This window comes from Listeria sp. ILCC796, from assembly GCF_900186175.1.
In the GTDB taxonomy this organism is placed as follows: Bacteria; Bacillota; Bacilli; order Lactobacillales; family Listeriaceae; genus Listeria; species Listeria goaensis.
Genome location: NZ_FYBV01000007.1, coordinates 95,601 through 120,889 on the forward strand (window position 1 = coordinate 95,601; position 25,289 = coordinate 120,889).

Below are 25,289 nucleotides of genomic sequence, written 5' to 3' on the forward strand. Positions count from 1 at the left end.
CAGAAGACCGAGAAGGAGGAGAATACCATGATGAATGATTTTTTACAACAAGTTAAAGGAGGATTGATTGTTTCCTGTCAAGCTCTAAAAGGAGAGCCCCTTTATAGCTCATATATCATGTCAAAAATGGCACAAGCCGCGTTAGAAGGTGGAGCAGTAGGGATTCGAGCAAACACAGTATCAGACATTAAAGCGATTCAGAAAGAAGTAGACTTACCAATTATCGGTATTTTTAAACAAGATTATCCAAATTCTGAAGTTTTTATTACACCAACTTTAAAAGAAGCACGCGCGATTTGTGAACTCGGCGTAGCAGTTCTTGCCCTAGATGCAACCACGCGAAAACGCCCACAAAGCGAAACCCTTAAAGACATCATTCAGGTGGTTAAAAGGGAGTTTCCAGACGTACTTATTATGGGCGATACCGCAAGCTTGCAAGATGTTGCTTTTGCAGAACAAGCAGGTGTAGACATCATTGGGACTACGCTGCATGGCTATACGCAAGAAACAGCAGGCTGTAACATTAGCCACAATAAATTTGCCTATTTAAAAAGCGTCTTGTCGCATACCCAATTGCCTGTTATCGCAGAAGGGAAGATAGACACGCCAGAAAAAGCGGAAAAAGTGCTCGAACTTGGCGCAAGAGCAGTCGTTGTCGGCGGGGCCATCACGCGTCCAAAAGAAATTACAGAACGATTCATTGCATCCATTAAACAAGTAAAAGGAGAGGAAGTTTAAAATGGAACAAAAAGTAAAAGTTGCCGTAATCGGGATTGGTCAAATGGGAAGTTATCACGCGGAAATTTACCAGAAGTTACCACAAGTCGAATTGGTTGCCATCTGCGAGTATAACGATGAGAAACGCGCTGAAGCTGAAAAGAAATTCAACTGCAAAGGCTACAAAGAATACCGCGATTTATTAGAAAACCCGGAAATTGATGCAGTGAGTATCGTCCTACCAGATAACATGCACCGGGAATGTGTTGAATTAGCAGTTAAAAACAACAAACATATTTTGCTTGAGAAGCCAATTGCAAAAGAACTCGAAGACGGGGAAGCCATTTATGAAATTACGAAAGATTACGATAAAGTATTTACAGTTGGTTTCTTACTAAGATTTGATCCACGCTTCAATATGGTCAAGCAGCGCCTAGATAGCGGGGAACTAGGCGATATTATCCATCTTTATTGTCGCCGTAACAGTCCGATAACGGGACCTAAACGTTACATAGGTGCATCTGACCTTAGTATGCATGTTATGATTCATGACATTGACTATATTAACTGGTATATGAATGCTAATCCGGTCAAAGTTTTTGCCAAAAGTCGTAGTGTGCTTTTAAAAGAAAGTGGTATGAATGATGTTATTTATGCGATTGTCACGTATGAAAATGGCGCCATTGCGTGTCTAGAAGCCTGTTGGGTGTTGCCAGAAAACTCGCCAACGATTATTGATGATAAATTAGAGTTAGTTGGGACAAAAGGAGTTGCTTACATCGATTCTTGTGATCAAGGTGTGAAATTTGTAAGCGGTGAAGGTGTTTCCTATCCTGATTCAAGACATTGGTACTACACGAACGGAGAAGTTAGCGGCGATTTGGCAGAGGAAGTCATGGCTTTTGTAAACAATGTTGTTAGCGGTACAAAATCCATTATTACACCAAAAGAAGCGCTTGACTCACTGCGCGTAGTAGATGCAATCGAAAGGTCTATCAAAGAAGGAAAAGAAGTAGAACTTTAAGAAAGGTACGTTTGGAAAGGGGGATTTAAATGTCCATTCATATGAAAGTTCAAAAGTTTGGAAGTAAGCTGAGCGGCATGGTGATTCCGAATCTCGGGGCATTTATGGCTTGGGGGATTTTAACCGCTATCGGCGTTGCAACCGGAAGTGAAATGCTCAAAAGCTTTATCGCACCAATGCTTAATTTCTTGCTACCATTACTCATTGCTTTCGCAGGTGGTCGTGCTGTTCATGGCTACCGTGGTGGTGTTATCGCAACTGTAGCAACGATGGGAGCAATTATTAGTTCAGATATTACAATGTTCATTGGCGCAATGATTATGGGACCACTTTCAGCTTGGATTCTCAAAAAATTTGATGAAAAAATTGACGGGAAAATTCCAACCGGTTTTGAACTATTAATCAATAACTTTTCAATTGGAATTATCGGAGCCGCTCTTGCTTTATTTGCATACGTGGCGGTGGCGCCAGCCGTAGCAAGCGTGACAACAGTTTTAGCAGAAGGTGTGGATTACCTTATCAACTATCACCTCTTGCCACTAACCGCACTCATTATCGAGCCGGCCAAAATATTATTCTTAAACAACGCCATCGGTCAAGGTATATTAAGTCCACTCGCAACCTTACAATTAGCCGAAACAGGAAAATCAGTCTTATATCTACTGGAGTCTAATCCAGGACCAGGTTTAGGCATTTTACTAGGCTATATGTTTTTTGGAAAAGGGAGTTCGCGAGCATCGTCTTACGGGGCAAGTGTCATCCACTTCTTCGGCGGGATTCACGAAATTTATTTCCCGTTCGTCCTAATGAATCCCGTTCTTATCCTGCCGCTCATTTTAGGTGGCATGACGGGGACTTTCATTTTAACGATGACAAATGCTGGCCTTGTTGGTGTCGCTTCGCCTGGAAGTATCATCACCATCATGATGATGGCAGCGCCTGGTGACCATATTAAAATCATTATTGCGGTTTTAGCGGCGGCGCTTGTCACATTCTTAACTGCTATTCCGTTCATCAAACGCGCGAAAAACAGTGAAGAAGCCTTGCAAGAAGCAGCTGTGCAAATGGAAAGCTTGAAAGGTAAAAAAAGCAGTATTTCATCCGTGTTTGCCGAAAAAGAACCAGCAAGTTTTGATTTTAGTAAGGTGAAAAGGATCGCTTATGCATGTGATGCCGGCTTGGGTTCTAGCGCAATGGGAGCCTCTGTTCTACAGAAAAAAGTGAAAAATGCAGGTTTAGATGACATCAAAGTATTCCATATTGCGGTAAATGAATTGCCGACAGAGTGTGATATCATCGTGACACATAAATCACTGATGGAACGAGTGCGCGAGAAACAGCCGGGCGTTTATTATGTGGAAATAGTGGACTACTTGAACGCGCCAGAATATGCGGAACTCATTCAAAACTTAGTAGATAGTCGCAAAGAAAAATAACTGATTTGGGAGGAAAATACGTTTTCCTTCCAAATTTTATCTGTTTCTAGGAGGGAAATTATGCTAAAAGCGGTCATTATGGATTTTGACGGGGTAATCGTTGATACAGAAGTAATCTGGTGTGAGATTTTTCAAGAATGGTTCAAAAAAGAGCTCGATTATGATGTATCTGTTGAGGAATTTTTAATTTGTGTAGGCGCAAATGATCAAGCGTTCTTTCAAAAACTTGCACATGAAAAAAATATAACGGTAAATCAAGAGGTATTCGCCAAAGAAACAAGCGCGCTTTTTTTGGAAAGAAGTAAAGCATTGCCGGCTAAAGAAGGGGTGGTTGCTTTTATTGAAGCGGTGAAAGAGTACGGCTTGAAATTGGCTTTAGCTACATCATCTAAGCGGGCCAAGCCGACTTCGCATTTGACGCGTTTAGGCTTAATCGATTATTTTGATGTCATTGTTACGGCGGAGGATGTGGAGCGAATTAAGCCGGCGCCTGACTTGTTTTTAGAGGCGGCTAGGCAGCTCGCGGTTGAACCTGGCGAGGCGGTTATCATTGAGGATTCGAAAAATGGACTTATTGCGGGAAATCAGGCGGGTATGCCGGTCATTGTTGTGCCAAATGAGGTGACCAAATACAGTGATTTAACTCCCCATTATCAAATCATTGATTCTTTAGCACAATTACATGTAGGTCAGTTGAAAAAAGAGGTGGATAAAATTGTTAATGGATAATGTAAAGCTTGAGGATATTGAAATTGGTGTTTCGGCAGAAAACTTTGAAGAGGCAATCCGAAAATCTGCTGAAAAACTTTTAGCAAGAGGCGCCATTGAAGCTTCGTACGTCGAAGCAATGATTCGTTCAATGCACGAAAACGGACCTTATATTGTGATTGCCAAAAATGTCGCTCTCGCACATGCTAGGCCGGAATTTGGGGTGAATAAAGCAGGACTCACTTTTTCTACAATGAAAGAAGGGGTTGTGTTTGGCAGTGAAATGTTTGATCCGGTAAAACTTGTGATCACGCTTGCGGCAACGAGTGCGGACGATCATTTGGAGCTGCTCGGGGAACTTGCGGAGGTGCTTATGGAGGAAGAGCGTGTTTTGCGGTTAATTGATGCCAAAACGGAAGCGGCCTTTTATGAGGTGCTTACAGAGGGGTGACGATTGTGGCGGAATATTTGTGTATGGATATTGGTGGTACGGCTATTAAGTTTGCGAAGTTTAGTGAGTCGGGTGAGCGTCTTACGCCGGTTCAAATGGTGCAAACGAGACTGACGAAGACGGAAAATTTTATTATGGAAGCTGTGCTAGACATTGTGGCTAAAAATAAGGTCGGGATTTCGGGCGTTGCGGTTTCGTCTGCAGGCGTTGTGGATACGGAGCGCGGCGAAATTAGTTATGCGGGCTACACGATTCCGGGGTATACGGGGACGAAAATAAAAGAGCGAATTGAAGAGGCGTATCAATTGTCATGCCAAGTTGAAAATGATGTGAATTGTGCGGCGCTTGGTGAGTTTTATTTAGGGGGCGCTAAAAATTTCAAGTCCGTTTTATGTTTGACGATTGGCACGGGTATTGGCGGCGCCTTTTTAGCAGACGGCAAATTGCTTCGCGGCGCTTCAAACCGTGCTCTCGAAATTGGATATATGGGCGTTAATGGCAAGCATTTCCAAGAACTTGCGGCAACAAGCGAACTCATTCGGCAAGCGAGTTTGGTAACGGGTGAGGTTAATTTGACGGGGAAATCAATTATGAAACGCGCGCTAAACGGCGATAGTGAAATTCAAAAGATTGTCGATGTTTGGATTTGCAATCTGGCAGCGGGTCTTGTAAATTTAATTTATGTTTTAAATCCTGAAGTTATCATTTTAGGCGGTGGCATTATGGAACAAAAAACATATTTTAAACCTCGAATTGAAACGGCCGTTTTAGACCAGTTAGTGTCTGATTCATTTAACACGGCAAAAATCGAGTTTGCAACGCTTGGGAATGAAGCGGGCATGGTCGGGGCGCTTTACCATTTTTTAAGTAGAGAAGGTCGTGTGTGATGAATATTTTGCAGAAAATCCAGCAAATGTATAATGTTTTACCTTTAAAAGAGCGGAAAATTGCTAAATATATTTTGGAGGAAAGCAACTCGATTAAAAATATTACGATTACGAATTTGTCGAAGAAAACGGGGGCGTCAAGCGCGACAATTACACGTTTTTGTAAGCGGCTTGGCTGTGAAAGTTTTGTTGATTTGAAAATAAAAATCAACACGGCAACAACAGATTTGCCACCAGCGGGTTATGAAGATATTTTTGAAGATGTGTATTCGTTTTATCATAAAGTGATTGACAATACAGTGAAAATGATTGATAAAGCTGAAATTCGCAAAGTCGTTAATTTAATTCGTGAAGCTGGACGTGTCTATATTTGTGGCTTAGGCAGCTCCGGACTTACGGCCATCGAAATGTCGCAACGCTTCATTCGCATGGGATTAAACGCAACAGGTCTCAATGAGTCACACATGATGATTATTACGGGCGCGATTACGAAGCCTTCCGATATTGTAATCGGGATTTCAAATTCCGGCAACACGAGCGAACTCATTAGCACGCTAAAAAAAGCAAAAGAAAACGGCAGCAAGATCATTACGTTCACGAGTTTTGAAAAAAATGAAATGGTCGAGCTTAGCGACATTAACATTCCAGTCTACAACAGCCTTTTTGTGAGCAACCAATATTTTGTCAATAGTCAGTTTTCGCTTATGTATGTGATGGACATTATTTCCCTTATGCTACTCGAAGACCATAAAATGCATGAAAATATGGAAAAAACAATCCATACCGTCAACAAAGAGTTCTATTAAAAAAACGCGCTTTCGTAAAATCGAAAGCGCGTTTTTTAGTGCTATTTATTATTTTCAATTTGCAAATACGATTTTAATCCATCTGAGATGACTTTATCAAGCTCTTTCTTTGTGACGATTTCATCGCTTGACGGAATGGCAGGTACTTTTTCGTATGGTAACCAATTTAATTCAGTCGTTATATTAAAATGATCATTGTTCGCTTTGTTTTCATAATCTGTGTCGAGCGTTAGTTTGCTAATCCCAAAGTCCGAGTCGGGTACAAGTCTCATACGAATGTCTAGTTTGCGATTTTTGTCAGCATTTAGCTTTTTAAAATAAGCGCGCACGCTATTTTGATAGTTTTGCCATTCTTTTTTTGCAGTGATTGTCGACTCATCGTTTTGTCCCGAGAGAAGGTTTACAATGGCGTTGTTTTTATCCCAAGCTGTAAGTAGCTTATCGGATAAGGTGACGAAATCTTCTTTATGGATAGAAATTTCAACCGTACCATCTTCATTTGTTTTAAAGCGATCATCATCCAGTTGGTTCATAAATTCATATAAAGCAATACCGGTTTCTTTTTCCAACTCATTGATTTGTTTCGCTTGTTTTTGAACCGTTTTTTTATCAATTGGTTGGTTGGAAATATTTTGTAGAGCAGAGTAAAAATCAAGATATTTTCCTTGCAAATCTTCATTTTTATCCAAAACAGTGTGATAGACTTGTTTAGACGTTTGGCCTAGCGCATCTTCAATATTTGGGTCGATTGTGTAGAAAATATCAACTGGAATATAAATGAGTCCGTTACGGTTATTTTGGAGCGACTGAACATGCAGTGAATAATTGCTCCAGTGCACATTGGCGTCCATTCCAGAAGTTTGAAGCATTGTATCAGCAGAAATTTTTAAGTCTACTTCTGTTGTATTTAAGTCGTTTATCCCAAGCTTCTCCGTGTAGTTGGAAGATACTTCATTAACTTTGACCTTGGTATCTATTGTAAATTGTTTATTTGCACTTAGTTTTTTCATGGCATTTGTAAAGTCTGACTTGGGAGAGCTGCACCCTTGTAACGAGAGAAATAGCAATAGTAGGCCGATACCTATTATTACTTTTTTCATAAAAAATCTCCTCCGATGAATAATATTACAGAATTAAAGTATTGTTTCAAAAATATTACGTTAGCTTAACGATAACATATCACACCCTATTAGACAACCTCTTTTTTCTGATGAAATTGAAATTTTGTGTAGGTAGAATGAATTTTCGACTAAAAGATAAGGAATAAATTCTCAAATAAGAAGTAAAAAATGATAATTTAAACCGAGGTGGAAAAATTGCCTTGTTCATAGTAAAATGAAGGATAGAAGATAAATTGTGCAGTTTTTTATAGTTGTAATCAAATTAGAATTATACTAAACTAGGACTATGCGAGATTGCATGTAAAACAAACTGGGGAGGGTATTTTGAATGTCAACACTTAAGATTGAAGATTTATACGTTGAAATAGAAGGAAAAGAAATTTTAAAAGGTGTTAACCTTGAAATTTCAACTGGAGAAATTCATGCCATAATGGGGCCAAACGGTACAGGGAAGTCGACACTTTCGGCTGCGATTATGGGGCATCCTAAATATGAAGTAACAAAAGGACGTATTACGCTAGACGGAGAAGATGTGCTCGAAATGGAAGTCGATGAGCGCGCACGTGCTGGTCTGTTTTTAGCGATGCAATACCCAAGTGAAATTAGCGGCGTTACAAATGCTGAATTTATTCGCACAGCGATTAACAGCAGACGTGAAGAAGGAAAAGAAATTCCACTTATGCAGTTTATTCGTAAACTAGATGAGAAGATGGAACTTTTAGATATGGACGAAGAAATGGCTGAACGCTATTTAAATGAAGGATTTTCTGGCGGTGAAAAGAAACGCAATGAAATTCTCCAACTCCTTATGATTGAACCTGAAATTGCGATTTTAGATGAGATTGACTCGGGCCTTGATATTGATGCACTTAAAGTCGTTTCAAAAGGCGTCAATGCAATGCGCGGCGAAGGTTTTGGCTGCCTGATTATCACGCATTATCAGCGTTTACTAAACTATATCGAGCCTGATTTTGTGCATGTAATGATGCAAGGAAAAGTCGTGAAAGAAGGCGGCGCTGAACTTGCTAAACGTTTAGAAGCAGAGGGTTATGATTGGATTAAGCAAGAGCTTGGCATTGAATTCGAAGAGGAAGAAGACGTAGTCGAAAAATAAGGAAAGTGGGGTTAAAATCATGACAGAAAATGTAATTGTAAAGGATGATTTTATCCGCGCCTTTTCTGAACATGCTAGCGAACCAGCTTTTTTAACCGAAAGTCGCTTGGCAGCTTGGAAATTAGCAAGTGAACTTGACTTGCCATTTGTGGATAAAACGAAGATTGAACGCTGGAATTTTACGGAGTTTGATACGTTTGAAGGAGCTAGTACGGGGCTTTCAAACGAAGCTTTAGCTGAAAAGGTAACCAACTTGGTTGATTTAAATAAAGCGGATGCGAACTATTATGTGCAAGTGGATGCGCGTCCGGCAAGATTACAACTTAGCAAGGAGCTGCAAGAACAAGGCGTTATTTTAACGGACATTGTGACGGCAGCCAAAGAACACCCAGATCTTTTTAAACAATATTTTATGAACGAAGCGGTTCAAGTAGACGAACATAAGTTGACGGCGTTTCATGCGGCACTTGTGAATGGCGGTGTATTTTTATACGTGCCGAAGAACGTGGAAATCAGTGAGCCAATTCAAACGATTTTTGTGCAACAAGATGCGAAAAAACCGCTCGTTAATCACGTTTTAGTTGTGGCGGACGACAATAGTTCGGTGACTTACGTGGAAAACTATGTTTCGCTTGACGCGGAAGGAACTGGAATTGCAAATATTGTGGAGGAAGTCATCGCGAATCGCAATGCGCGAATTACATTTGGTGCGGTAGACAACCTTTCAAAAGGCGTTACGACGTATATGAATCGTCGCGGTCATATTGGTGCGGATTCAACCATTGAATGGGCACTTGGTCTAATGAATGACGGCGACACCATCAATGAAAATATCACGAATTTAATGGGTGATGGCTCAACTGGCGATGTGAAGACGGTGACGGTTGGTCGTTTCAAGCAGACTCAAAACGTGACGACAAGAGTGACTCATTACGGGAAAGCCTCCACTGGGACTATTTTATCCCACGGTGTCATGAAAGATAAGGCGACGACGATTTTTAACGGTATTGGACATATTAAGCACGGCGCTTCGAAGTCTGATGCGCAGCAAGAGTCGCGTGTTTTGATGCTGAGTAAAGGTGCGCGTGGTGACGCGAATCCGATTCTCCTAATTGATGAGAATGACGTTGTCGCGGGGCACGCTGCTTCGGTTGGTCGTGTTGACCCAGTTCAACTGTTCTATTTGATGAGCCGCGGCATTTCGAAGCAGGAAGCGGAGCGCCTTGTAATTCACGGGTTCCTTGATCCTGTTGTGAAACAATTGCCAATTGAAGGCGTGAAAGTGATGCTGAAGGAAGTTATCGAAGGGAAAGTGCGCTAAATGAAAGATTTCGCCAAAATTCGTTCTGACTTTAAAATTCTTGAGCAGGAAGTGAATGGGAAACCGCTTGTTTACTTTGATAATGCGGCGACTGCGCAAAAGCCGAAACAGGTTGTTGACGCGCTCACGCATTATTATGAAGCAGACAATGCGAACGTTCATCGCGGTGTGCATACGCTTGCTGGCCGGGCAACGGATGCTTACGAGGGTGCGCGTGAGAAAGTGCGGGCATTCATTGGGGCGAGCCATGTGCAGGAAATTATTTTTACGCGTGGTACGACGACGGCACTTAATTTGGTAGCGGATAGCTACGGGGCGGCGAATGTTTCTAGCGGGGACGAGATTGTTATTTCACATCTTGAACACCACAGCAACTTCATTCCGTGGCAGCAGCTTGCAAAGCGCACAGGTGCGACACTGAAATTTATCGAACTCGAACAAGATGGAACCATTTCTGTTGAAAAAGCGGCTTCCGTGATTGGCGCTAAAACGAAAATTGTCGCCTTGGCGCATGTTTCAAACGTGCTCGGTACGGTGACGCCGATTTCTGAAATCGCTCAAATCGCGCATCGCCACGGGGCAGTCATCGTGGTTGACGGGGCGCAAGCCGTTCCGCACATGGCCGTCGATGTAGGTGCGCTCGATGTGGATTTCTATGCGTTCTCAGGGCATAAAATGATGGCGCCAACTGGAACCGGCGTTTTATACGGGAAAAAAGCACTTTTAGAAAAAATGGCGCCGACTGAGTTTGGTGGCGAAATGATTGATTTCGTCGAACTGTACGATTCGACGTGGAAAGAGTTGCCGTGGAAATTTGAAGCCGGCACACCAACGATTGGCGGACAAATTGCGCTTGGTGCGGCGGTGGATTATTTGACAGAAATCGGCATGGATGCGGTTCATGCATATGAGCAGGAGCTTGTCAGCTATGCGCTCGCCGAAATGCAAAAAATTTCTGGCATTACCATTTACGGCTCGCTAGATGCGCATAAGCGCGCAGGTCTTGTGACGTTCAATTTGGACGGCGTTCATCCACACGACCTTGCCACAGTCCTTGACGAAGAAGGTATCGCCGTTCGGGCCGGGCACCACTGTGCACAACCACTCATGAAATGGCTTGGCGTGAACTCAACGGCTCGCGCAAGTTTCTATATTTATAACACAAAAGAAGAAATTGATCTTTTCATTCAAGGATTAAAGTTAACGAAGGAGTATTTTGGCTTATGAGCAGTCGCAAATTAGACGGTCTATACAGACAAGTGATTATGGATCACTACAAGAACCCTCGGAATAAAGGGGAGTTAGCCGGGTCAAACGTCACAATAGACTTAAACAACCCGACATGTGGTGATGAAATTCATTTGCACTTGAAAATAGATGACAATAAAATTACAGCTGCCAGCTTTACGGGAAGTGGATGTTCCATTTCGATGGCAAGTGCTTCCATGATGACAGAAAGTGTCATTGGGCATACGGAAGACGAAGCGCTTGAAATGTCTCACCAGTTTTCCGAAATGGTCCAAGGACACGAACATGAAGCGATAGATGAATTTGGTGACGTGGAAGCCCTAGCAGGCGTCGCAAAATTTCCAGCACGAATTAAATGTGCGACCCTAGCATGGAAAGCCATGGAGCGGGCCATTCACGAAAGCGAAAATCGTTAAAGGAGGAACTTAATATGACTGAAATTCCAGATATTGGCGAATACCAATACGGATTCCATGATAAAGATACGTCCGTTTTCCGTACAGAACGCGGTTTAACGGAAGATGTTGTACGTGAAATTTCCAAAATTAAAGAAGAGCCCGAATGGATGCTCGACTTCCGTTTGAAATCGCTCGAACAGTTTTACAAAATGCCGATGCCAACTTGGGGCGGAGACCTTTCAGAACTAGACTTCGAGGACATCACGTATTACGTGAAACCTTCCGAACAAACCGTTCAATCTTGGGACGAGGTTCCAGAAGAAATTAAACGTACATTCGACAAACTTGGCATTCCAGAAGCCGAACAGAAATATTTGGCAGGTGCATCCGCACAGTATGAATCCGAAGTTGTTTACCACAATATGAAAAAAGATTTGGAAGAACTCGGCATCGTCTTTAAAGATACTGATACCGCGCTAAAAGAAAACGAAGACATCTTCAAGGAATACTTCGCGAAAGTCATTCCACCATCTGACAATAAATTTGCTGCATTAAACTCCGCCGTTTGGTCGGGAGGTTCGTTCATCTATGTACCACCTGGCGTTAAAATCGACACGCCACTACAAGCCTACTTCCGAATTAATTCCCCGAACATGGGACAATTCGAGCGGACGCTTATAATCGTCGACGAAAACGCAAGCGTCAACTACGTGGAAGGCTGTACAGCCCCCGTTTATACGACCAACTCGCTTCACTCAGCCGTTGTTGAAATCGTCGTAAAACCAGGTGCTTATTGCCGTTACACTACCATTCAAAACTGGGCAAATAACGTCTACAACCTCGTAACGAAACGGACGTTTGTTGAAGAAAATGGCACGATGGAATGGATTGATGGCAACATCGGTTCCAAGCTGACAATGAAATACCCGTCTTGTTACCTTAGAGGAGAAGGCGCACGTGGTATGACACTTTCCATCGCCATCGCCGGTCGTGGCCAACGCCAAGATGCCGGTGCAAAAATGATGCACATGGCACCAAACACATCGAGCACAATCGTTTCAAAATCCATCTCGAAACACGGTGGTAATGTAACGTATCGCGGCATCGTCCATTTCGGCCGTAACGCGGACGGCGCTCGTTCAAACATCGAATGTGACACGCTCATCATGGACAACGCATCGACATCCGATACGATTCCATACAACGAAATTTTAAACAATAATATTTCCCTTGAGCACGAAGCAAAAGTATCCAAAGTATCCGAAGAACAACTTTTCTATCTCATGAGCCGCGGCGTTTCAGAAGTCGAAGCAACCGAAATGATCGTCATGGGCTTCATCGAACCATTCACAAAAGAACTGCCAATGGAATACGCAGTTGAAATGAACCGTTTGATTAAGTTTGAGATGGAAGGATCGATTGGTTAAGGTAATATTGAAACGGAAATGAAGCGACTTTCGCTTTATTTCCGTTTTTTTTCATAGATAGAATTCTTATTTCACTTGAAATATACTTCATGCTATACTTTTATCATATAGACAATTAAACAACAGCTTCGCGAAACCTAGCGAAAGCGGAGGAGGACATGAAAATATGGAAGGTAATGTAAGGCATCTGACAGAATATTTGCGCGGTGCCTCAAAACTGATAATTCCAGTATATCAGCGGAATTATGATTGGAAGATAGAAAACTGCAAACGGCTCATGGAAGATTTAATGATGTTAGAGAAAGAACATAGACAGACGCATTTTTTTGGAAGTATGGTCGTAAAACCGGGAAATTTATCACAGGAAATTATTGTTATCGACGGGCAACAGCGACTTACAACCATATCACTGCTTCTTTTGGCGTTGAAAAACTGGATGGAAGCACACCAATTGACAGGGGAACGGGTGAACCCGGCCAATATTGAAAATGCATTTTTGATGGACGCGTTCAGTCGCGATGTAGATAAATATAAATTGATACCGAATTCTAGAGATTTTCATACATATAAAAAGTTATTTGGTGACGAAAAATTCTTTGTGAAGCATTCAAATTTAACGATAAACTATGAATATTTTTATCATGAGCTGGAAAAGGAAAGCATTTCTCTCGACGAACTTATGAATGCGATAGAAAAATTACAAGTGATGATTGTCAATTTGAATTCACCAGATGATGACCCGCAACTCATTTTTGAAAGTTTAAATTCAACAGGTGTGGACTTGACCGATGCCGATAAAATTCGGAATTTTCTTTTGATGAATGAAAAGCAAGAACTGCAATTGGCGCATTTCCAAAATTACTGGGAACCAATTGAAGAGCGGACACAATTTCAGCTAAGCTCGTTTTTTCGAGACTACTTAACCGTTAAAAATAGCAAATATCCGAATATCTCGAAGGTATATGAAACGTTTACGGAATTTTATAGTAGCAAATTTAATAATAAGGCGGTCTTTTTCGATGAGCTTTCAGAATATTCGCTAGCCTATCAGCAAATTTTGGAAGGCAACACGGAAAACAAAGAAATCAATGCCATTTTGAGACGCTTCAATGAATTGCAATCAACCGTTGTACGCCCGTTCCTAATGGCGGTTCTTTATGATTACAACCAAAATGACTTGCAAGATTTTGAAGTTGTCGATGTTTTCACCATTTTAGAAAACTACATCGCAAGAAGAATGATTGCTAAAATACCGTCTAATTCTCTTAACAAAGTTATTGAAACTTTGTACCGCGACTTAAAACGGTTGAGAGCAGAGTCAAATGACACGCCCACGCTAAAAGATTTATTTAGTTACCTAATTTTAACCAAAACGAGTACTGCAAAAATTCCGGACGATTTCGTTATCAACGACCATTTACGCGCAAATGATTTTTACAATATGAACGCTGCTTTTAGAACTTATTTTTTTGAGCGGTTGGAAAATTTTGGGCATGCCGAAGAACTGCAGATTTATGAAGGCGTTAGCGCGCGAAAATATTCGATTGAGCACATTATGCCGCGGCGGCTGACGCTCGCATGGCAACAAGAGTTGGGGCAAGATTACAAGCAAATCCACGAAATGTACTTAAACAGGCTCGGAAATTTAACACTGACGGGCTATAACTCAAAATACAGCAACAAATCTTTTTTGGAAAAACAAAATATGGAAAAAGGATTTAAAGAGAGCCATTTCGTCAATCTAAATAAACTTCCCGCTCACGCTGAAAATTGGGGCGAGGAAGAAATCAATCAACGAACAGAAGAACTAATTGAAATCGCGCTTAAAATTTGGACGTACCCGCAAACAGAATTTTTGCCAACCATTCCAGAAAATGAAATGATCGTTTATAACGGCGAACAAACTTTCACTGGTTATAAAATAAAAGGCTATCGTTTCAAGGATGAAGACTATCAATTTGTGACAACATGGAAAGAGTTCTATGTCCATTTCGTAAAAGAGTTAACGGAAATATCCAGCATGCCCATTATCGAGCTAATGAAAGCAGAAGGCCAAACTGGTTTAGAGTCAATGTTTTCAGGCGAAGCAACGGTAACAAATAGCGAGGTAATGTCTGGCGTATATGTGTATATTGATCTTTCGAACTCACGAAAGATGAACTATATTAAGGAACTGATGGATTTATATAATTTGGAGTACAGTACTTTGTTAGTGGATGCAATTAAGTACGAAGGCAAAAATGTTGAGGATAGAAAGTTAAGTAATGTAAGTTATTAAATTGAAAATCCCCGCTGCGGAATGTGGCGGGGATTTTCATTTTTAGATGAGTGTATACCTTTCTTGAGAGAATGTTGAACATGTGCTAAATTTTAGGTGCTAATAGAAATATTAGCAAATTTGAATAAAGGAGAGGATTAAAATGACTTATGCAACTATTGTCGATGACATTATTGATATCCGTGATTATAATGTTGCGCTAGATGGTGTGACGGATGACTCAGCAGGAATTAATAGAGCTTTTGAAGAAGCTGCGAGACGTGGTGGGGCGAGTGTTTATTTTCCAAAAGCAAAAGGAATTGCTATTAAATCTCCAATTATTGTTCAAACAACAGCGATTAAAATTTTAACAGAAACATCATATAAAACAAGAATTACAGCATTAACGGGATTTGAAGGAGCGGCGTTACTTTATTTTAAGCAATCTACCGCAGATCCGAATACAATATTTAATACAGGGATAAATATTGATGGAGGGATTGATATTAATTGTAATAACGCGAATGCTGACGGTATTTTAGTGGAAAACGGATATGACAAAGTTTCGTTTCGCAATGTCAGCATTATGAACCTTCATTACAATCATAGTGGATTTAATTTTGTAACAGAGCCTAATAAATTAGGGCAAACTATTTTGCTAGAAAATAGTACCGTTACCCGTGTGAAAAAAGAAACGGCACTAAAGGAAAGCCATGTAAGCGAGAATGACTTGCTTGGAAAAGCTTGTTACTACTTTAAGAAGTATCAGGAAATTAATTTAATTGGCTGCAAGGGGTTTGCTAATCATCCAAATGATATGATTGAACCTAATATACCTCGAATTGGAACTGCATTTGAATATGAAGATTGCCGAGGTGTGAATATGGCAGGCTGTTCGGCTGCATTTGCTAATACGGCAATTTCATTTAAAGCGGTTACTAGAGAGGCAATCGGATTAACTGTTTCCGCTCAAACGAATGAACGGATTACAGGGAATGCACTTATCACAGAAGGAAGCGGTAACCTTAAATGTAAAGAAATTATGGTGTTGCCGATTCGCGGGGAAGCTGCTATGAATGACGGAGGTTCAGGAGAGTTCCATTTGAAAAATACGATAATGTCAACCATTTATAGCTTAACTCAAAAAGTAGCTTTGGAAGAAATGGCTATACAAAATTTAGTTATTTCTGATGATATGACAAAAGTATCGATGGTAGAGAACAATAATAGTGTTCTTGGCGTTTCAAGTTATCCAGATTATATTTTTAAAATCCGTGATGCGGCTCAAATTGAGGGGAATTTAAATCCAAAACTAGCTTTAAAAAGTGATAAACAAAAGTATCGGATGGCTTTGGAGGATTCTACCAACGCACTGAATTTGGATAGACATACGGAAGGTACGGCTTGGAAAACACACTTGTCAATCAATTCAGTAGAAACAAAGCTTAATAATGAGAATATTACTTTGACAGCGGACGGCATTATGCGAATTAAACGTGCAACTAATCCCGATTTAACTTTAGAAAGCAATAGGCAGCAGTATCGCATGATGCTAATGGATGATGCTGAGAAGTTTAAATTGGAAAAATTAAATGAGGAGAGCGGAGGGCGATGGGACGAGTATTTGTCTGTTGCGCCAAATGATACAACGCTTACTAATGTCGAACTTGTTTTAAATGGACATGTTCAAGCGAAGGAAGGTATCGCTATAAATGCCGACCAAGCGAAGGGAAAAGGGGTAGTCTTAGAAGGTGAGGATCATAAATATCGCTTATCTGTCTCAAAAGATGGCTTAAATGTTGAACAGCAAGTCCCAATAGGTGACCAATTATTTAGCTGGAAACCAATTTTTGAGCTCAATGATAAAAATATAAAAATTATTAATCAGACTGTTAAAACAACTGATTTTAATTTACAAAGTGTTGATGGCGAATATTTAGCACGTCTACTTTCAAATCCAGCGAATAGCTATACGGGACTAGCAATTCGTTACCGCGCAGATGGACAATCGGGATTTGCTCAAGTGCAGGTTGGGCAGAGAGATTCAGCAGGGCTCGGGAAACGTGCTTTGTATATTCCAAACTAAACGCTCCTATAAAATATAAGCGTTAAAATTCACATCACGCATTTACAAACCCCTTTCATTCCGCTAAAATGAAAGGGGTTCTTGTGAGTGTTTTCACGAAAAGGAGAGGGGAAAATGAGTTTTCATGTTTTAATGTATCACGAACTGCGCGAGCGGGGAGCAATTGGGGAGAGCGCGCCTTCGGTGGTTGAAGTGGCGACAAATTGTGATGCCGCACTTCCAAAAATGCTTTTTGCTTATGTGGATGACTTCGAAAAGCAAATGGATATGTTGCAAAGCGGGGGATTTAATGTAATTTCGATGCAGGATGTTCGGGATTTTTATGAAAAAGGTAAAACTTTGCCTGAAAATGCCGTACTAATTACATTTGATGATGCATTCCAATCCGTTTTACGGTACGCTTACCCGGTGTTAAAAAAACGTGGTTTACACGCGACTTTATTTGTTGTGCGTGGCTGGCTAGCTAAAACCGCCAAGCGCTTTAATCCAGAAAAATCAGTGGTTATGAGTGTGAGCGAGGTGAACGAAATGCGTGACGTGTTCACGTTTGCCAACCATACGACCGATTTGCATGATCAAGATGGTGCGAAAAGCACATTTCAAACGGCGACGACAGCCGAACTTTTGGCGGATTTAAAAACGTGTGCGGAATTTGTCGATGAGCCGGATATTTTCGCGTACCCATTTGGGGCTTACGGCGAGGCTGATTTGGAACGCCTGCAACAAGCAGGAATTAAACTAGCTTTTACGACAAAACCAGGGCGAAATGAGCGCGAAACGCCTCCACTCGAACTTCACCGCCAAGTTGTTGCACTCGGCATGACAGCGGAAGAATTGAAACAAATTTTACATAAGGATGGTAAGGAAAATTGAAAAAATGGCTTGGAATTTTAATGTTGCTTTTAGTTGGTGTAGTGGTTGTAGGGTGTTCAAATTCGGAACCAGAAAAGGCTGCGGAGACAAAAACGGAAACGACGAACAAACCGTTGCGTTTTGGGACGCTGCCAGCAGAATCTGCTATTCCGATTATTTTAGCCAAAGAAAAAGGCTTTTTTGAGGAAGAAAAAGTGAATGTGGAGATTACCCCGTTTAATGCGCCGAACGACCGCAATGTCGCGGCTCAAGCTGGGAAAATCGACGGTATGATTGGCGATGTGATGACGGCACTTTCGATGCGTGACGGTGGTATGGATTTCACGATTACGTCCGATATTAATGAAGATTTCAAATTGCTCTCCTCGCCTGATTCAGGGATTACGGATATCAAACAGCTTGATGGCAAGGAAGTTTCGCTCGTGCCGAAGTTTTTACTAGAATACATCATGGACGAAATGGCCGCGGAAAATGATATTAGCTACAAAATCGTACAAATTCCGTCGATTTCTGCGCGATATGAAGCGCTTTTGAATAATCAAGTGGATTCTGTGATTTTTACAGAACCTCAAGCCACTCTTCTTGAAAAAAATGGCGCCCATGTTCTCGGAAGCTCCGCAGAATACGGGATTAAAGGTGGCACAATTAGTTTTGCAAGCGATGTTGTGAAATCCCGCGAAGCGGATATTTCTGCGTTTTACCGGGCGTATAACAAAGGTGTTGCGTATATGAATGAGCATGATGCGGCTGATTACGCGGATATTTTAAAGACGTATAAATTCCCAGATGCGATGACAAGTTACTTAGAAAATAAAGAAGAAGACTATACAAAAGCTCAAAAAGTCAGCAAAAAACAATTTGATAGCATTGAAAAATGGACGAAAGAAAAAGAAATGATTCAAAAGGATTATTCTTATGACGAAATGACCGATTTTTCGATGTTGGATTGACTTAAAACCGCAAGTTCATCTTGCGGTTTTTATGGACTTCGCTATAATTAAAGGTAAAGGTTTGGAAAGGGAGAAAGTTGTGGAGAAATACTTGATTTGTACCGATTTAGATGGTACGTTGCTTGGGAAAAATCATAAGGTGCCGAGAAAAACACGGCGACTTTTGAGGAAATTAATAAAAGAAGGCCATTATTTTTCGGTGGCAACTGGGCGGATGTTTCATGCGGCGAATGAATTTGCGAAAAATATTCATGAAGAAGCATTTGTAATCGCTTCAAATGGCTCAATTGCGGCGAACAAAGAGGGGATTTTCCACCACGTGAAAACGGATAATGATGCGCTTACAAAAATTTACGAGATTTGCCAGGCTGAAAAGGTAAGGGCGTTCTTTTTTTCGACGGATACGGTGTTCTATATTGGTGAAGTCCCGTCCCATTTTAAACAAGAAGATGATAAAGAACGCGTTCAGGCGGTGAAACATGTTTCGGTGAATGAGCGAGATGTATTCGAGCGGTTTGTCGATGAGATGGTGAACGGTTTAATTGTAGAAGAGCAGGATTTTTCGCGGATTCAGGAGTTGCGTACGGAGCTTGAAGTGCTCCCAAATGTGCACTTTTTGTCCTCTCATATGAACAATATTGAGATTTTGCCGGAGCAAATTGATAAGGCGGTGGCCGTGCGGAATTTGGCTGAGCGCCTTTCTGTGAAGCAAGAAAATGTGATTGCTTTTGGTGATGGTGAAAATGATTTAGGGATGATTGAATTTGCTGGAATCGGTGTCGCGATGGGGAATGCGAACAATGAATTGAAAGAAAAAGCTGATTTTGTGACGGAAACGAATGAAAGAGAAGGCATTTATAAGTTTTTAAAGCAGAGAAAATTACGATAAGGGGTTATTTTTATGAGTATTGACGCAAAAATGAATATTGCTATCCTGCTTACCATTTTTTCTTTTATAGGTGGTATACTGTCACTAAATATACAAACTGAGCCTTACTGGAAGGTATTATTAGCAATAAGTGCCATTATTTTTGTCAGTATGATTATTGTGATTATCATTTTAAATAAGCAAGCAAATAAATCAATTGAAGCTTGTACAATTCCGATAGAAGCCACATTGAAATGGTTTGAAACAGGAAGTGGTAAATCTATCATGCTGTTTTTAGTGTTAGAAATGGAACATAAAGGGCGAGTTATCCGAAAAGGTTACTCCCAAAGAGGTGGAGTGGGCGTTGTCGAGTTAACGCAGTTCTTTATTCAACATCCAGTTGGCTCCAAAATAAAGATTTTAACAAACGGTAAGAATTTTTCAGCCGTTAAAATTGCTGAGATTAATCTTTTTGTGACAGATACAGGGGAAAAACTAATTTTAAAAAGAGCTGCAAATAAAAAAACGTTCATTTGAACGTTTTTTATTTGATTAGCCTTTTTCCTAATAAATCGGTCAATTTAAATAAGAAAAAACCGAGAAATGCAAGTGCTAAAATACCGCAAAACATGTCAGGATAGTCAATTACTGACCACGCATTCATAATGTAGTAACCAAGTCCATATGTAGTTGCATAATTTTCCGCAAAAAAGAGTGAGGCGAGCGAAATGCCGATAGCGATGCGAAGCCCGCTAATGATGTGCGGTGAAATGGCTGGTAAAAGTAGGTGCTTAAACCTCATAAAAGGCGTAGCTTGGAAGGAAAACATGATTTTCTCCCAGTTTGGGTCCATTTGTTTCACACCATCACGCGCGGATAAAATAATTTGAAAAATGATAATCCAGATGACGAGCATGATTTTTGATAAATCGCCAAGCCCATATAAAATCATGAATACGGGTAAAAAGGCAACCTTTGGGATCGGATAGATGTAATAAAGTATCGGCGAGAGCCATTTGTCGGCCAGCTGGTTCGCGCCAATGAAAATGCCGAGTGGAATTCCGATGAGAAGCGAAACAAGAATGGCGACGACAATTCTGTACAGGCTCATTAGCGTATGCGGAATCAGTTCGGGGATTTTTTCGAAAAATAAGACGCACGTTGCAAGCGGCGCTGGTATGACGGGGCTACTAATAAAAAGGTAAAGCAACTCCCAAATGAGTAGCAAGCCTAAAATGCCGATGAGGCTGTTTGCGATTTTGATTTTCATTTCGCTACCTCATTTCCGAGCGCGGAACGAATTGTTCGGCACATGTCATAGAATTCTTTTCGCATACGGAGCTCGCTTTGTCCAAAAAAAGGGTTGGCGATTTCTTGTTTGATGTTGCCTGTGCCCATGACGATGATTTTCTGGCCGAGAAAAACGGCCTCTTCGATGGAGTGGGTAACCTGAACCATTGTGGTGGCGCGTTTTTGCTGGATTTCTAGCAGCCTATTTTGCAAACTTTCCTTCGTCATCGCGTCAAGCGCGCTCGTGGCCTCATCGAGCAATAAAATTTTCGGATTAAGCGCGAGGCTTCTCCCAATTGCGGTGCGCTGTTTTTGCCCACCACTAAGTTCTTGCGGATATTTATTTTGGCACGCCTCAAGGCCAAGTTCCGCTAAAAGTGTTTGCGTGCGGTCATTTATTTCGGCCTTAGATTGTTTTTTGATTTTTAAACCTAAAGCGATGTTTTCAAAAACAGTTTTCCAAGGAAATAACGCGTAATCTTGTAGGATTATCCCAGTTTCATCAGGAAAACCGATTTTTTGTTCCCCGAAAAAGCGAATTTCGCCTTCTGTTGGTGCGACAAAACCCGCCATTGCGTGGAGAAGTGTTGTTTTCCCGCAGCCAGATGGTCCAATAATGGCGCAAGTTGATTTTTCAGGCACTTCAAGCGAAATCTTATTTAAGGCGATAGTTTCTTGATATTCACATGTTACGTTTTTCACTTGTATGGCGTTCATTCGTTTACTCCTCTCCTAAAATCATTATAAACGAAGCCGTAACACAAGAAAAGAGCAGGAAATTTTCCCGCTCTCATTTTTTGTTTAAAACTGGATAGACGTCGGTACAAATTGTAACGGGGAACTACCCGATGTCCCGTTGTTCGATAAATTCACGTCAACCACTTGATAAAAGGCATTCCCAGTGTCTGCAATTTCCCACACGCCAAGAAGGACGTAATAGCCTGAACGATCAGTTGGGAGATTTACCGTTTGAGTGACTTTTGTCGTTGGAATCGTATTGCCGGCATCAATTGTTTGCAGATGCTCAAGCGATGCCCGTGTAATCGGCTCATTTGGATTCCAATCTTTTTTCGTCATATAATATTTCCATTCAGAAGTACGGTGCAGCGCCGTTAGCGTCCATTCAATTGTATTTGCGCCACCGGTTAAGTTTACTTTACTCCATCTCGAATCGGTTTGCACATCCATGTCACTAAATTTCCCCCCGCCAGCAATTTGGCCATCGGCTGGTCCGCCAGTTGGGAAGTTTCCCGTTGCTTCCACACTTTGCGGCTCATATTGAATTGGCCCCGCATTTTGATTTACGCCAAGTTTCGCTAAATAAGCGCGACTCTCAGGCTTTGAAATGTACCCGTGTGCGGATACGCCAACCGTTGCCCCCGAAACAGTTAGCGCAATAGCCCCTAAAAATACAGCCGACTTTCCAAAAAAATTCTTCATCTCTATTCCTCCTTTTTGGTACACATAAATAACATGCGCCCGCTTTTCTTTTCCCTAGCCCATCAAAGATAATCACGAAAATCAAAAAATGAGAGCTTCCTCCTGTAAACTAGACCATTCAAACGAGGAGTTTTCTGAAAAACCTCATGAAAAGAACTTTTTGGGAAGAAAATAGCTAGTCAAATTTTCATAGAAAGGGGAAAACCATACAATGACGAACGTTTAGCAAGCAATGTTTCAATTCTTGCTTTTTCATTCCTGAAACCGTTATTTTATGCCCGATTGCGTTATAATAAAAGTGGAGGTGGGCACGATGCAAAAACCAACGAAAAAAGAATGGACGGCTATTACCGATTGCGATGCTAATTTTGATGGCGTATTCTATTATGCTGTTCAAACGACAGGCATTTTTTGTCGGCCGTCTTGCAAATCAAAAGCGCCAAATTATGAGAATGTGGTCATTTTCAAATCAAGTGGTGCCGCGATAAAAGCGGGTTTTAGGCCATGCAAAAGATGTAAATCAGGCGGCGAGCGCGTGCCAGATGCCGAATGGGTGATGGACATTAAACGCTTTGTGGCGAGTAATTTAGCGGAACCGCTTTCGCTCGAACAAATTGCTGCTGCTTGCCACGGTAGTGAAAGTCATTTGCATCGCACGTTTAAAAAGGTGACGGGCGAAACGATTCATCATTATGTTATCCGCAAAAAGCTAATTTTAGCGCAGGAAATGCTGCGAAAGGAAAACTTGGAAATCAAACAAATTGCGCGCGCTGTCGGTTTTAATAACGCCGCACAATTTGCCACTCTTTTTAAGAAACAAATGGGCATGACGCCATCCAAATACCGAAATGAGGTGCTGAAATGATTTATGATTTTATTGACGATGTAGGTTTATATGTTGCGAAAACGAAACGCGGTGTTTGCTTTATTGGCGCCGACTACGACGAATTGATCGCGTTTTATGAAAAGAAGTACAAAAATGAGGAATTTAGGCGTTCTGCAGAATTTTCAAGGGAAGCGGAGGACTTAAAAGCCTATTTTAACGGCGAAAAAATATCTTTTGACTGGCCTTTAGATTTTTCTGTTGGCGATTTTACAGAAAGCGTGTTTAAAGCTTTGCGCGAAATCCCGTACGGTGTGACTTCTTCCTACTCAGAAATTGCCACACAAATTGGCAACCCAAAAGCAGTTAGAGCAGTAGGACGAGCAATCGGATCCAACCCGATTTTAATTGCCATCCCGTGTCACCGAGTCATCGGTAAGTCCGGTAAACTAACGGGTTACCGAGGCGGATTACCATTAAAAGAACAGCTACTAAAACTAGAAAATCGCCAAAGAAGTTAGTTTCTTTGGCGATTTTTAGGAGTTAATGGCTCATAAATTTTTCGTATAAACATTGGTATAAAACTTATAAGCTACATTACTTGACCAGTTACTCGGTGTGGAAGCCTCCCGCCAAGACATGCTTGCTTGATTTGTGGAGGTGGAATAAAAACTTGTTCCAGATTTCACAGAATCACGCGGATAATTTACTTCTTCGTGTTTAAACATTGGGATTGGCATTTTTGAAACGCCGTTTGGTAACGAGAATTTAATTACAATCGCATACTTATCTGTACTTGTGATAGGGATAGATTCATTTAATTTAATCGTTTCATAACCAGCGTCCGTTTTTACCCCTCTTGCAACTAGTTTTAGGTTGGAAAAGGATTTATCAGAGCTGTTTGGATTAATATAAATTTCGTAAGGTGTGTCGTATTGTGTGGTATTAATTGCAATTGCTTCAATGCTTTCTTTTGAATCTTTTGGAGCATCAAAGATATTAGCAATATACGTATTCGCTGTTGCAGGATATGTGGATAAAGAAGCAAATGGTGCCATGGCATACATATTATCGTAGTTTTGGACGGTTTCCATTTGTTTCGCACCGTACATAGCAGAAGTTAGTATATATGCATCTTCATAAGACACATAGTAGTAGCCTTTATCACCCCAAGTTGATCCCCAACTATTTTTCACGATGAAAGCGCCGTCATTTTGGGGCTGGTACGCCAATCGGAAATTTTCTTTGCTGTATGTGTCATCATACCCAACAATGAGAGAAGAATGTGAAATGGTTGTATAGTTATCTTTCGGTACATACATCGCATTTGTTGTTGGATTCATATATGTGTTTCTGTAAGCAGAGCTTGCAGTCCATTGATATGTAAGACCACCATTTTTCACAAGATGCTCCTTTATTTTTTTCACTTTTTGTGCTTGCTCAGTCTCGCTTGCTGTTATTGGGAGCTTCACAATATTATTCATTCCTTGCTGATGAGCAACTGGTTTTTTAGATAAAACGTTTAAAGAAGGTAGATAGGTAGCATATTGATCAAATGGCATTTCACTCTCAAGTACAGGTAATTCCCAATTCATGCCTTCATAAAATACATTGTATTCTTGGGCACCAGTATTTAAAAATCGATTATATGCTTTAGGATTATTTCCATCTACGCCATCTGCATCTCTTGCCGAGTAGTAATCAGCATAGAGCTCGGAAAAATCATACGTCGTTCCAGTCTGCTTTAACAAAGCTGTTTCAATAGATGCATTTGAAGAGAATGACCAACAAATATTTCTAGATTGTTGATTTTTAACTGGTGTATCTAACCCGTTTATACGCGGGTCATACTTAGTCGGCAAAGGGGTTGTACGAAGCAATTGCTTTGGTTTAGGCTGCTCATAAATTGGTGTTGGGTCTGGTGTTGCCCCCGCCGGATACTCCTTTGCATCAACTTGATTTCCAGGTAAGAATAAGAAGAAACTTGCTAAAATAAAACTGATTCCCGCTAACAAACATAACAATTTTTTCATTTTAAATCCTC

The 25,289-nt window shown here is 41.0% G+C and carries 25 protein-coding genes; 20 read left to right on the forward strand and 5 right to left on the reverse strand.

Annotated features, from left to right (window positions below):
- Positions 1–27: 27 nt before the first annotated feature.
- Genes CFS04_RS08845 through CFS04_RS08875 form a run of 7 tightly spaced genes read left to right on the forward strand, consistent with a single transcriptional unit; the run spans position 28 to position 6,029 of the window.
- Positions 28–738 (forward strand): N-acetylmannosamine-6-phosphate 2-epimerase, encoded by a 711-nt coding sequence (locus CFS04_RS08845; RefSeq protein WP_088810328.1) that lies wholly within the window; start codon positions 28–30, stop codon positions 736–738.
- 1 nt (position 739) lies between these two features.
- Complete coding sequence (locus CFS04_RS08850) at positions 740–1,741, forward strand: Gfo/Idh/MocA family protein (RefSeq protein WP_088810330.1); 1,002 nt, start codon at positions 740–742, stop codon at positions 1,739–1,741.
- Between the two features lie 29 nt (positions 1,742–1,770).
- Positions 1,771–3,177 carry a PTS mannitol transporter subunit IICB gene (locus tag CFS04_RS08855; RefSeq protein ID WP_088810332.1) on the forward strand — a complete coding sequence of 469 codons (1,407 nt, stop codon included), beginning with the start codon at positions 1,771–1,773 and terminating at the stop codon, positions 3,175–3,177.
- A 60-nt stretch (positions 3,178–3,237) separates the two neighbouring features.
- Entirely contained in the window at positions 3,238–3,906 is a 669-nt protein-coding gene (locus CFS04_RS08860) for an HAD family phosphatase (RefSeq protein WP_088810333.1), read from the forward strand.
- The gene (locus CFS04_RS08865) at positions 3,893–4,336 is read left to right on the forward strand and encodes a PTS sugar transporter subunit IIA (RefSeq protein ID WP_088810335.1); all 444 of its coding nucleotides are present in this window, start codon (positions 3,893–3,895) and stop codon (positions 4,334–4,336) included. Before CFS04_RS08860 ends, CFS04_RS08865 begins: the two co-directional genes overlap by 14 nt.
- 5 nt (positions 4,337–4,341) lie before the next feature.
- Positions 4,342–5,223, forward strand: a complete 882-nt coding sequence (locus tag CFS04_RS08870; RefSeq protein ID WP_088810389.1) for an ROK family protein — start codon at positions 4,342–4,344, stop codon at positions 5,221–5,223.
- Complete coding sequence (locus CFS04_RS08875) at positions 5,223–6,029, forward strand: MurR/RpiR family transcriptional regulator (RefSeq protein WP_088810336.1); 807 nt, start codon at positions 5,223–5,225, stop codon at positions 6,027–6,029. Before CFS04_RS08870 ends, CFS04_RS08875 begins: the two co-directional genes overlap by 1 nt.
- Positions 6,030–6,070: 41 nt before the next feature.
- Here CFS04_RS08875 and CFS04_RS08880 read toward each other — a convergent pair whose 3' ends face one another.
- Complete coding sequence (locus tag CFS04_RS08880) at positions 6,071–7,129, reverse strand: hypothetical protein (RefSeq protein WP_088810337.1); 1,059 nt, start codon at positions 7,127–7,129, stop codon at positions 6,071–6,073.
- Positions 7,130–7,478: 349 nt separating this feature from the next.
- Here CFS04_RS08880 and sufC point away from each other — a divergent pair, with 349 nt between their 5' ends.
- The 11 genes from sufC (at position 7,479) to CFS04_RS08935 (ending at position 20,229) form a co-directional block, all read left to right on the forward strand.
- Positions 7,479–8,264 (forward strand): Fe-S cluster assembly ATPase SufC, encoded by a 786-nt coding sequence (gene sufC / locus CFS04_RS08885; RefSeq protein WP_088810338.1) that lies wholly within the window; start codon positions 7,479–7,481, stop codon positions 8,262–8,264.
- 19 nt (positions 8,265–8,283) lie between these two features.
- A complete protein-coding gene (sufD, locus tag CFS04_RS08890) occupies positions 8,284–9,585 on the forward strand; it encodes a Fe-S cluster assembly protein SufD (RefSeq protein ID WP_088810339.1) in 1,302 nt (433 codons plus the stop codon).
- Positions 9,586–10,812, forward strand: a complete 1,227-nt coding sequence (locus tag CFS04_RS08895) for a cysteine desulfurase (protein WP_088810340.1) — start codon at positions 9,586–9,588, stop codon at positions 10,810–10,812.
- On the forward strand, positions 10,809–11,249 hold the full coding sequence (sufU, locus tag CFS04_RS08900; RefSeq protein WP_088810341.1) for a Fe-S cluster assembly sulfur transfer protein SufU: 441 nt from the start codon (positions 10,809–10,811) through the stop codon (positions 11,247–11,249). Before CFS04_RS08895 ends, sufU begins: the two co-directional genes overlap by 4 nt.
- Positions 11,250–11,263: 14 nt before the next feature.
- On the forward strand, positions 11,264–12,658 hold the full coding sequence (gene sufB, locus CFS04_RS08905) for a Fe-S cluster assembly protein SufB (protein ID WP_088810342.1): 1,395 nt from the start codon (positions 11,264–11,266) through the stop codon (positions 12,656–12,658).
- A gap of 166 nt (positions 12,659–12,824) precedes the next feature.
- Positions 12,825–14,936 (forward strand): DUF262 domain-containing protein, encoded by a 2,112-nt coding sequence (locus CFS04_RS08910; protein WP_088810343.1) that lies wholly within the window; start codon positions 12,825–12,827, stop codon positions 14,934–14,936.
- A 142-nt stretch (positions 14,937–15,078) separates the two neighbouring features.
- Positions 15,079–17,001 carry a glycosyl hydrolase family 28-related protein gene (locus CFS04_RS08915; protein ID WP_088810344.1) on the forward strand — a complete coding sequence of 641 codons (1,923 nt, stop codon included), beginning with the start codon at positions 15,079–15,081 and terminating at the stop codon, positions 16,999–17,001.
- Between the two features lie 114 nt (positions 17,002–17,115).
- Positions 17,116–17,874 (forward strand): polysaccharide deacetylase family protein, encoded by a 759-nt coding sequence (locus tag CFS04_RS08920; RefSeq protein ID WP_088810345.1) that lies wholly within the window; start codon positions 17,116–17,118, stop codon positions 17,872–17,874.
- Complete coding sequence (locus CFS04_RS08925; protein ID WP_088810346.1) at positions 17,871–18,824, forward strand: ABC transporter substrate-binding protein; 954 nt, start codon at positions 17,871–17,873, stop codon at positions 18,822–18,824. Before CFS04_RS08920 ends, CFS04_RS08925 begins: the two co-directional genes overlap by 4 nt.
- A gap of 79 nt (positions 18,825–18,903) precedes the next feature.
- Positions 18,904–19,713 carry a Cof-type HAD-IIB family hydrolase gene (locus CFS04_RS08930; protein WP_088810347.1) on the forward strand — a complete coding sequence of 270 codons (810 nt, stop codon included), beginning with the start codon at positions 18,904–18,906 and terminating at the stop codon, positions 19,711–19,713.
- Positions 19,714–19,725: 12 nt separating this feature from the next.
- Entirely contained in the window at positions 19,726–20,229 is a 504-nt protein-coding gene (locus tag CFS04_RS08935; protein WP_088810348.1) for a hypothetical protein, read from the forward strand.
- Between the two features lie 7 nt (positions 20,230–20,236).
- Here CFS04_RS08935 and CFS04_RS08940 read toward each other — a convergent pair whose 3' ends face one another.
- From CFS04_RS08940 to CFS04_RS08950, 3 genes are all read right to left on the reverse strand, one after another.
- Complete coding sequence (locus CFS04_RS08940) at positions 20,237–20,962, reverse strand: ABC transporter permease (protein WP_088810349.1); 726 nt, start codon at positions 20,960–20,962, stop codon at positions 20,237–20,239.
- Positions 20,959–21,699, reverse strand: coding sequence for an ABC transporter ATP-binding protein (locus tag CFS04_RS08945; RefSeq protein ID WP_088810350.1), 741 nt, complete (start codon positions 21,697–21,699; stop codon positions 20,959–20,961). The genes CFS04_RS08940 and CFS04_RS08945 overlap by 4 nt, the downstream gene beginning before the upstream one ends.
- Before the next feature lie 84 nt (positions 21,700–21,783).
- Positions 21,784–22,422, reverse strand: a complete 639-nt coding sequence (locus tag CFS04_RS08950; RefSeq protein WP_088810351.1) for a lytic polysaccharide monooxygenase — start codon at positions 22,420–22,422, stop codon at positions 21,784–21,786.
- 313 nt (positions 22,423–22,735) lie between these two features.
- On the opposite strand from CFS04_RS08950, the gene CFS04_RS08955 reads away from it, so the two are divergent.
- Both CFS04_RS08955 and CFS04_RS08960 read left to right on the forward strand, forming a co-directional pair.
- Positions 22,736–23,287 carry a bifunctional transcriptional activator/DNA repair enzyme AdaA gene (locus CFS04_RS08955; RefSeq protein ID WP_088810352.1) on the forward strand — a complete coding sequence of 184 codons (552 nt, stop codon included), beginning with the start codon at positions 22,736–22,738 and terminating at the stop codon, positions 23,285–23,287.
- On the forward strand, positions 23,284–23,766 hold the full coding sequence (locus CFS04_RS08960; RefSeq protein ID WP_088810353.1) for a methylated-DNA--[protein]-cysteine S-methyltransferase: 483 nt from the start codon (positions 23,284–23,286) through the stop codon (positions 23,764–23,766). Before CFS04_RS08955 ends, CFS04_RS08960 begins: the two co-directional genes overlap by 4 nt.
- A 30-nt stretch (positions 23,767–23,796) precedes the next feature.
- Here the strand turns inward: CFS04_RS08960 and CFS04_RS08965 are convergent, their stop codons facing one another.
- On the reverse strand, positions 23,797–25,278 hold the full coding sequence (locus tag CFS04_RS08965) for a lectin like domain-containing protein (protein ID WP_088810354.1): 1,482 nt from the start codon (positions 25,276–25,278) through the stop codon (positions 23,797–23,799).
- Positions 25,279–25,289: the final 11 nt, after the last annotated feature.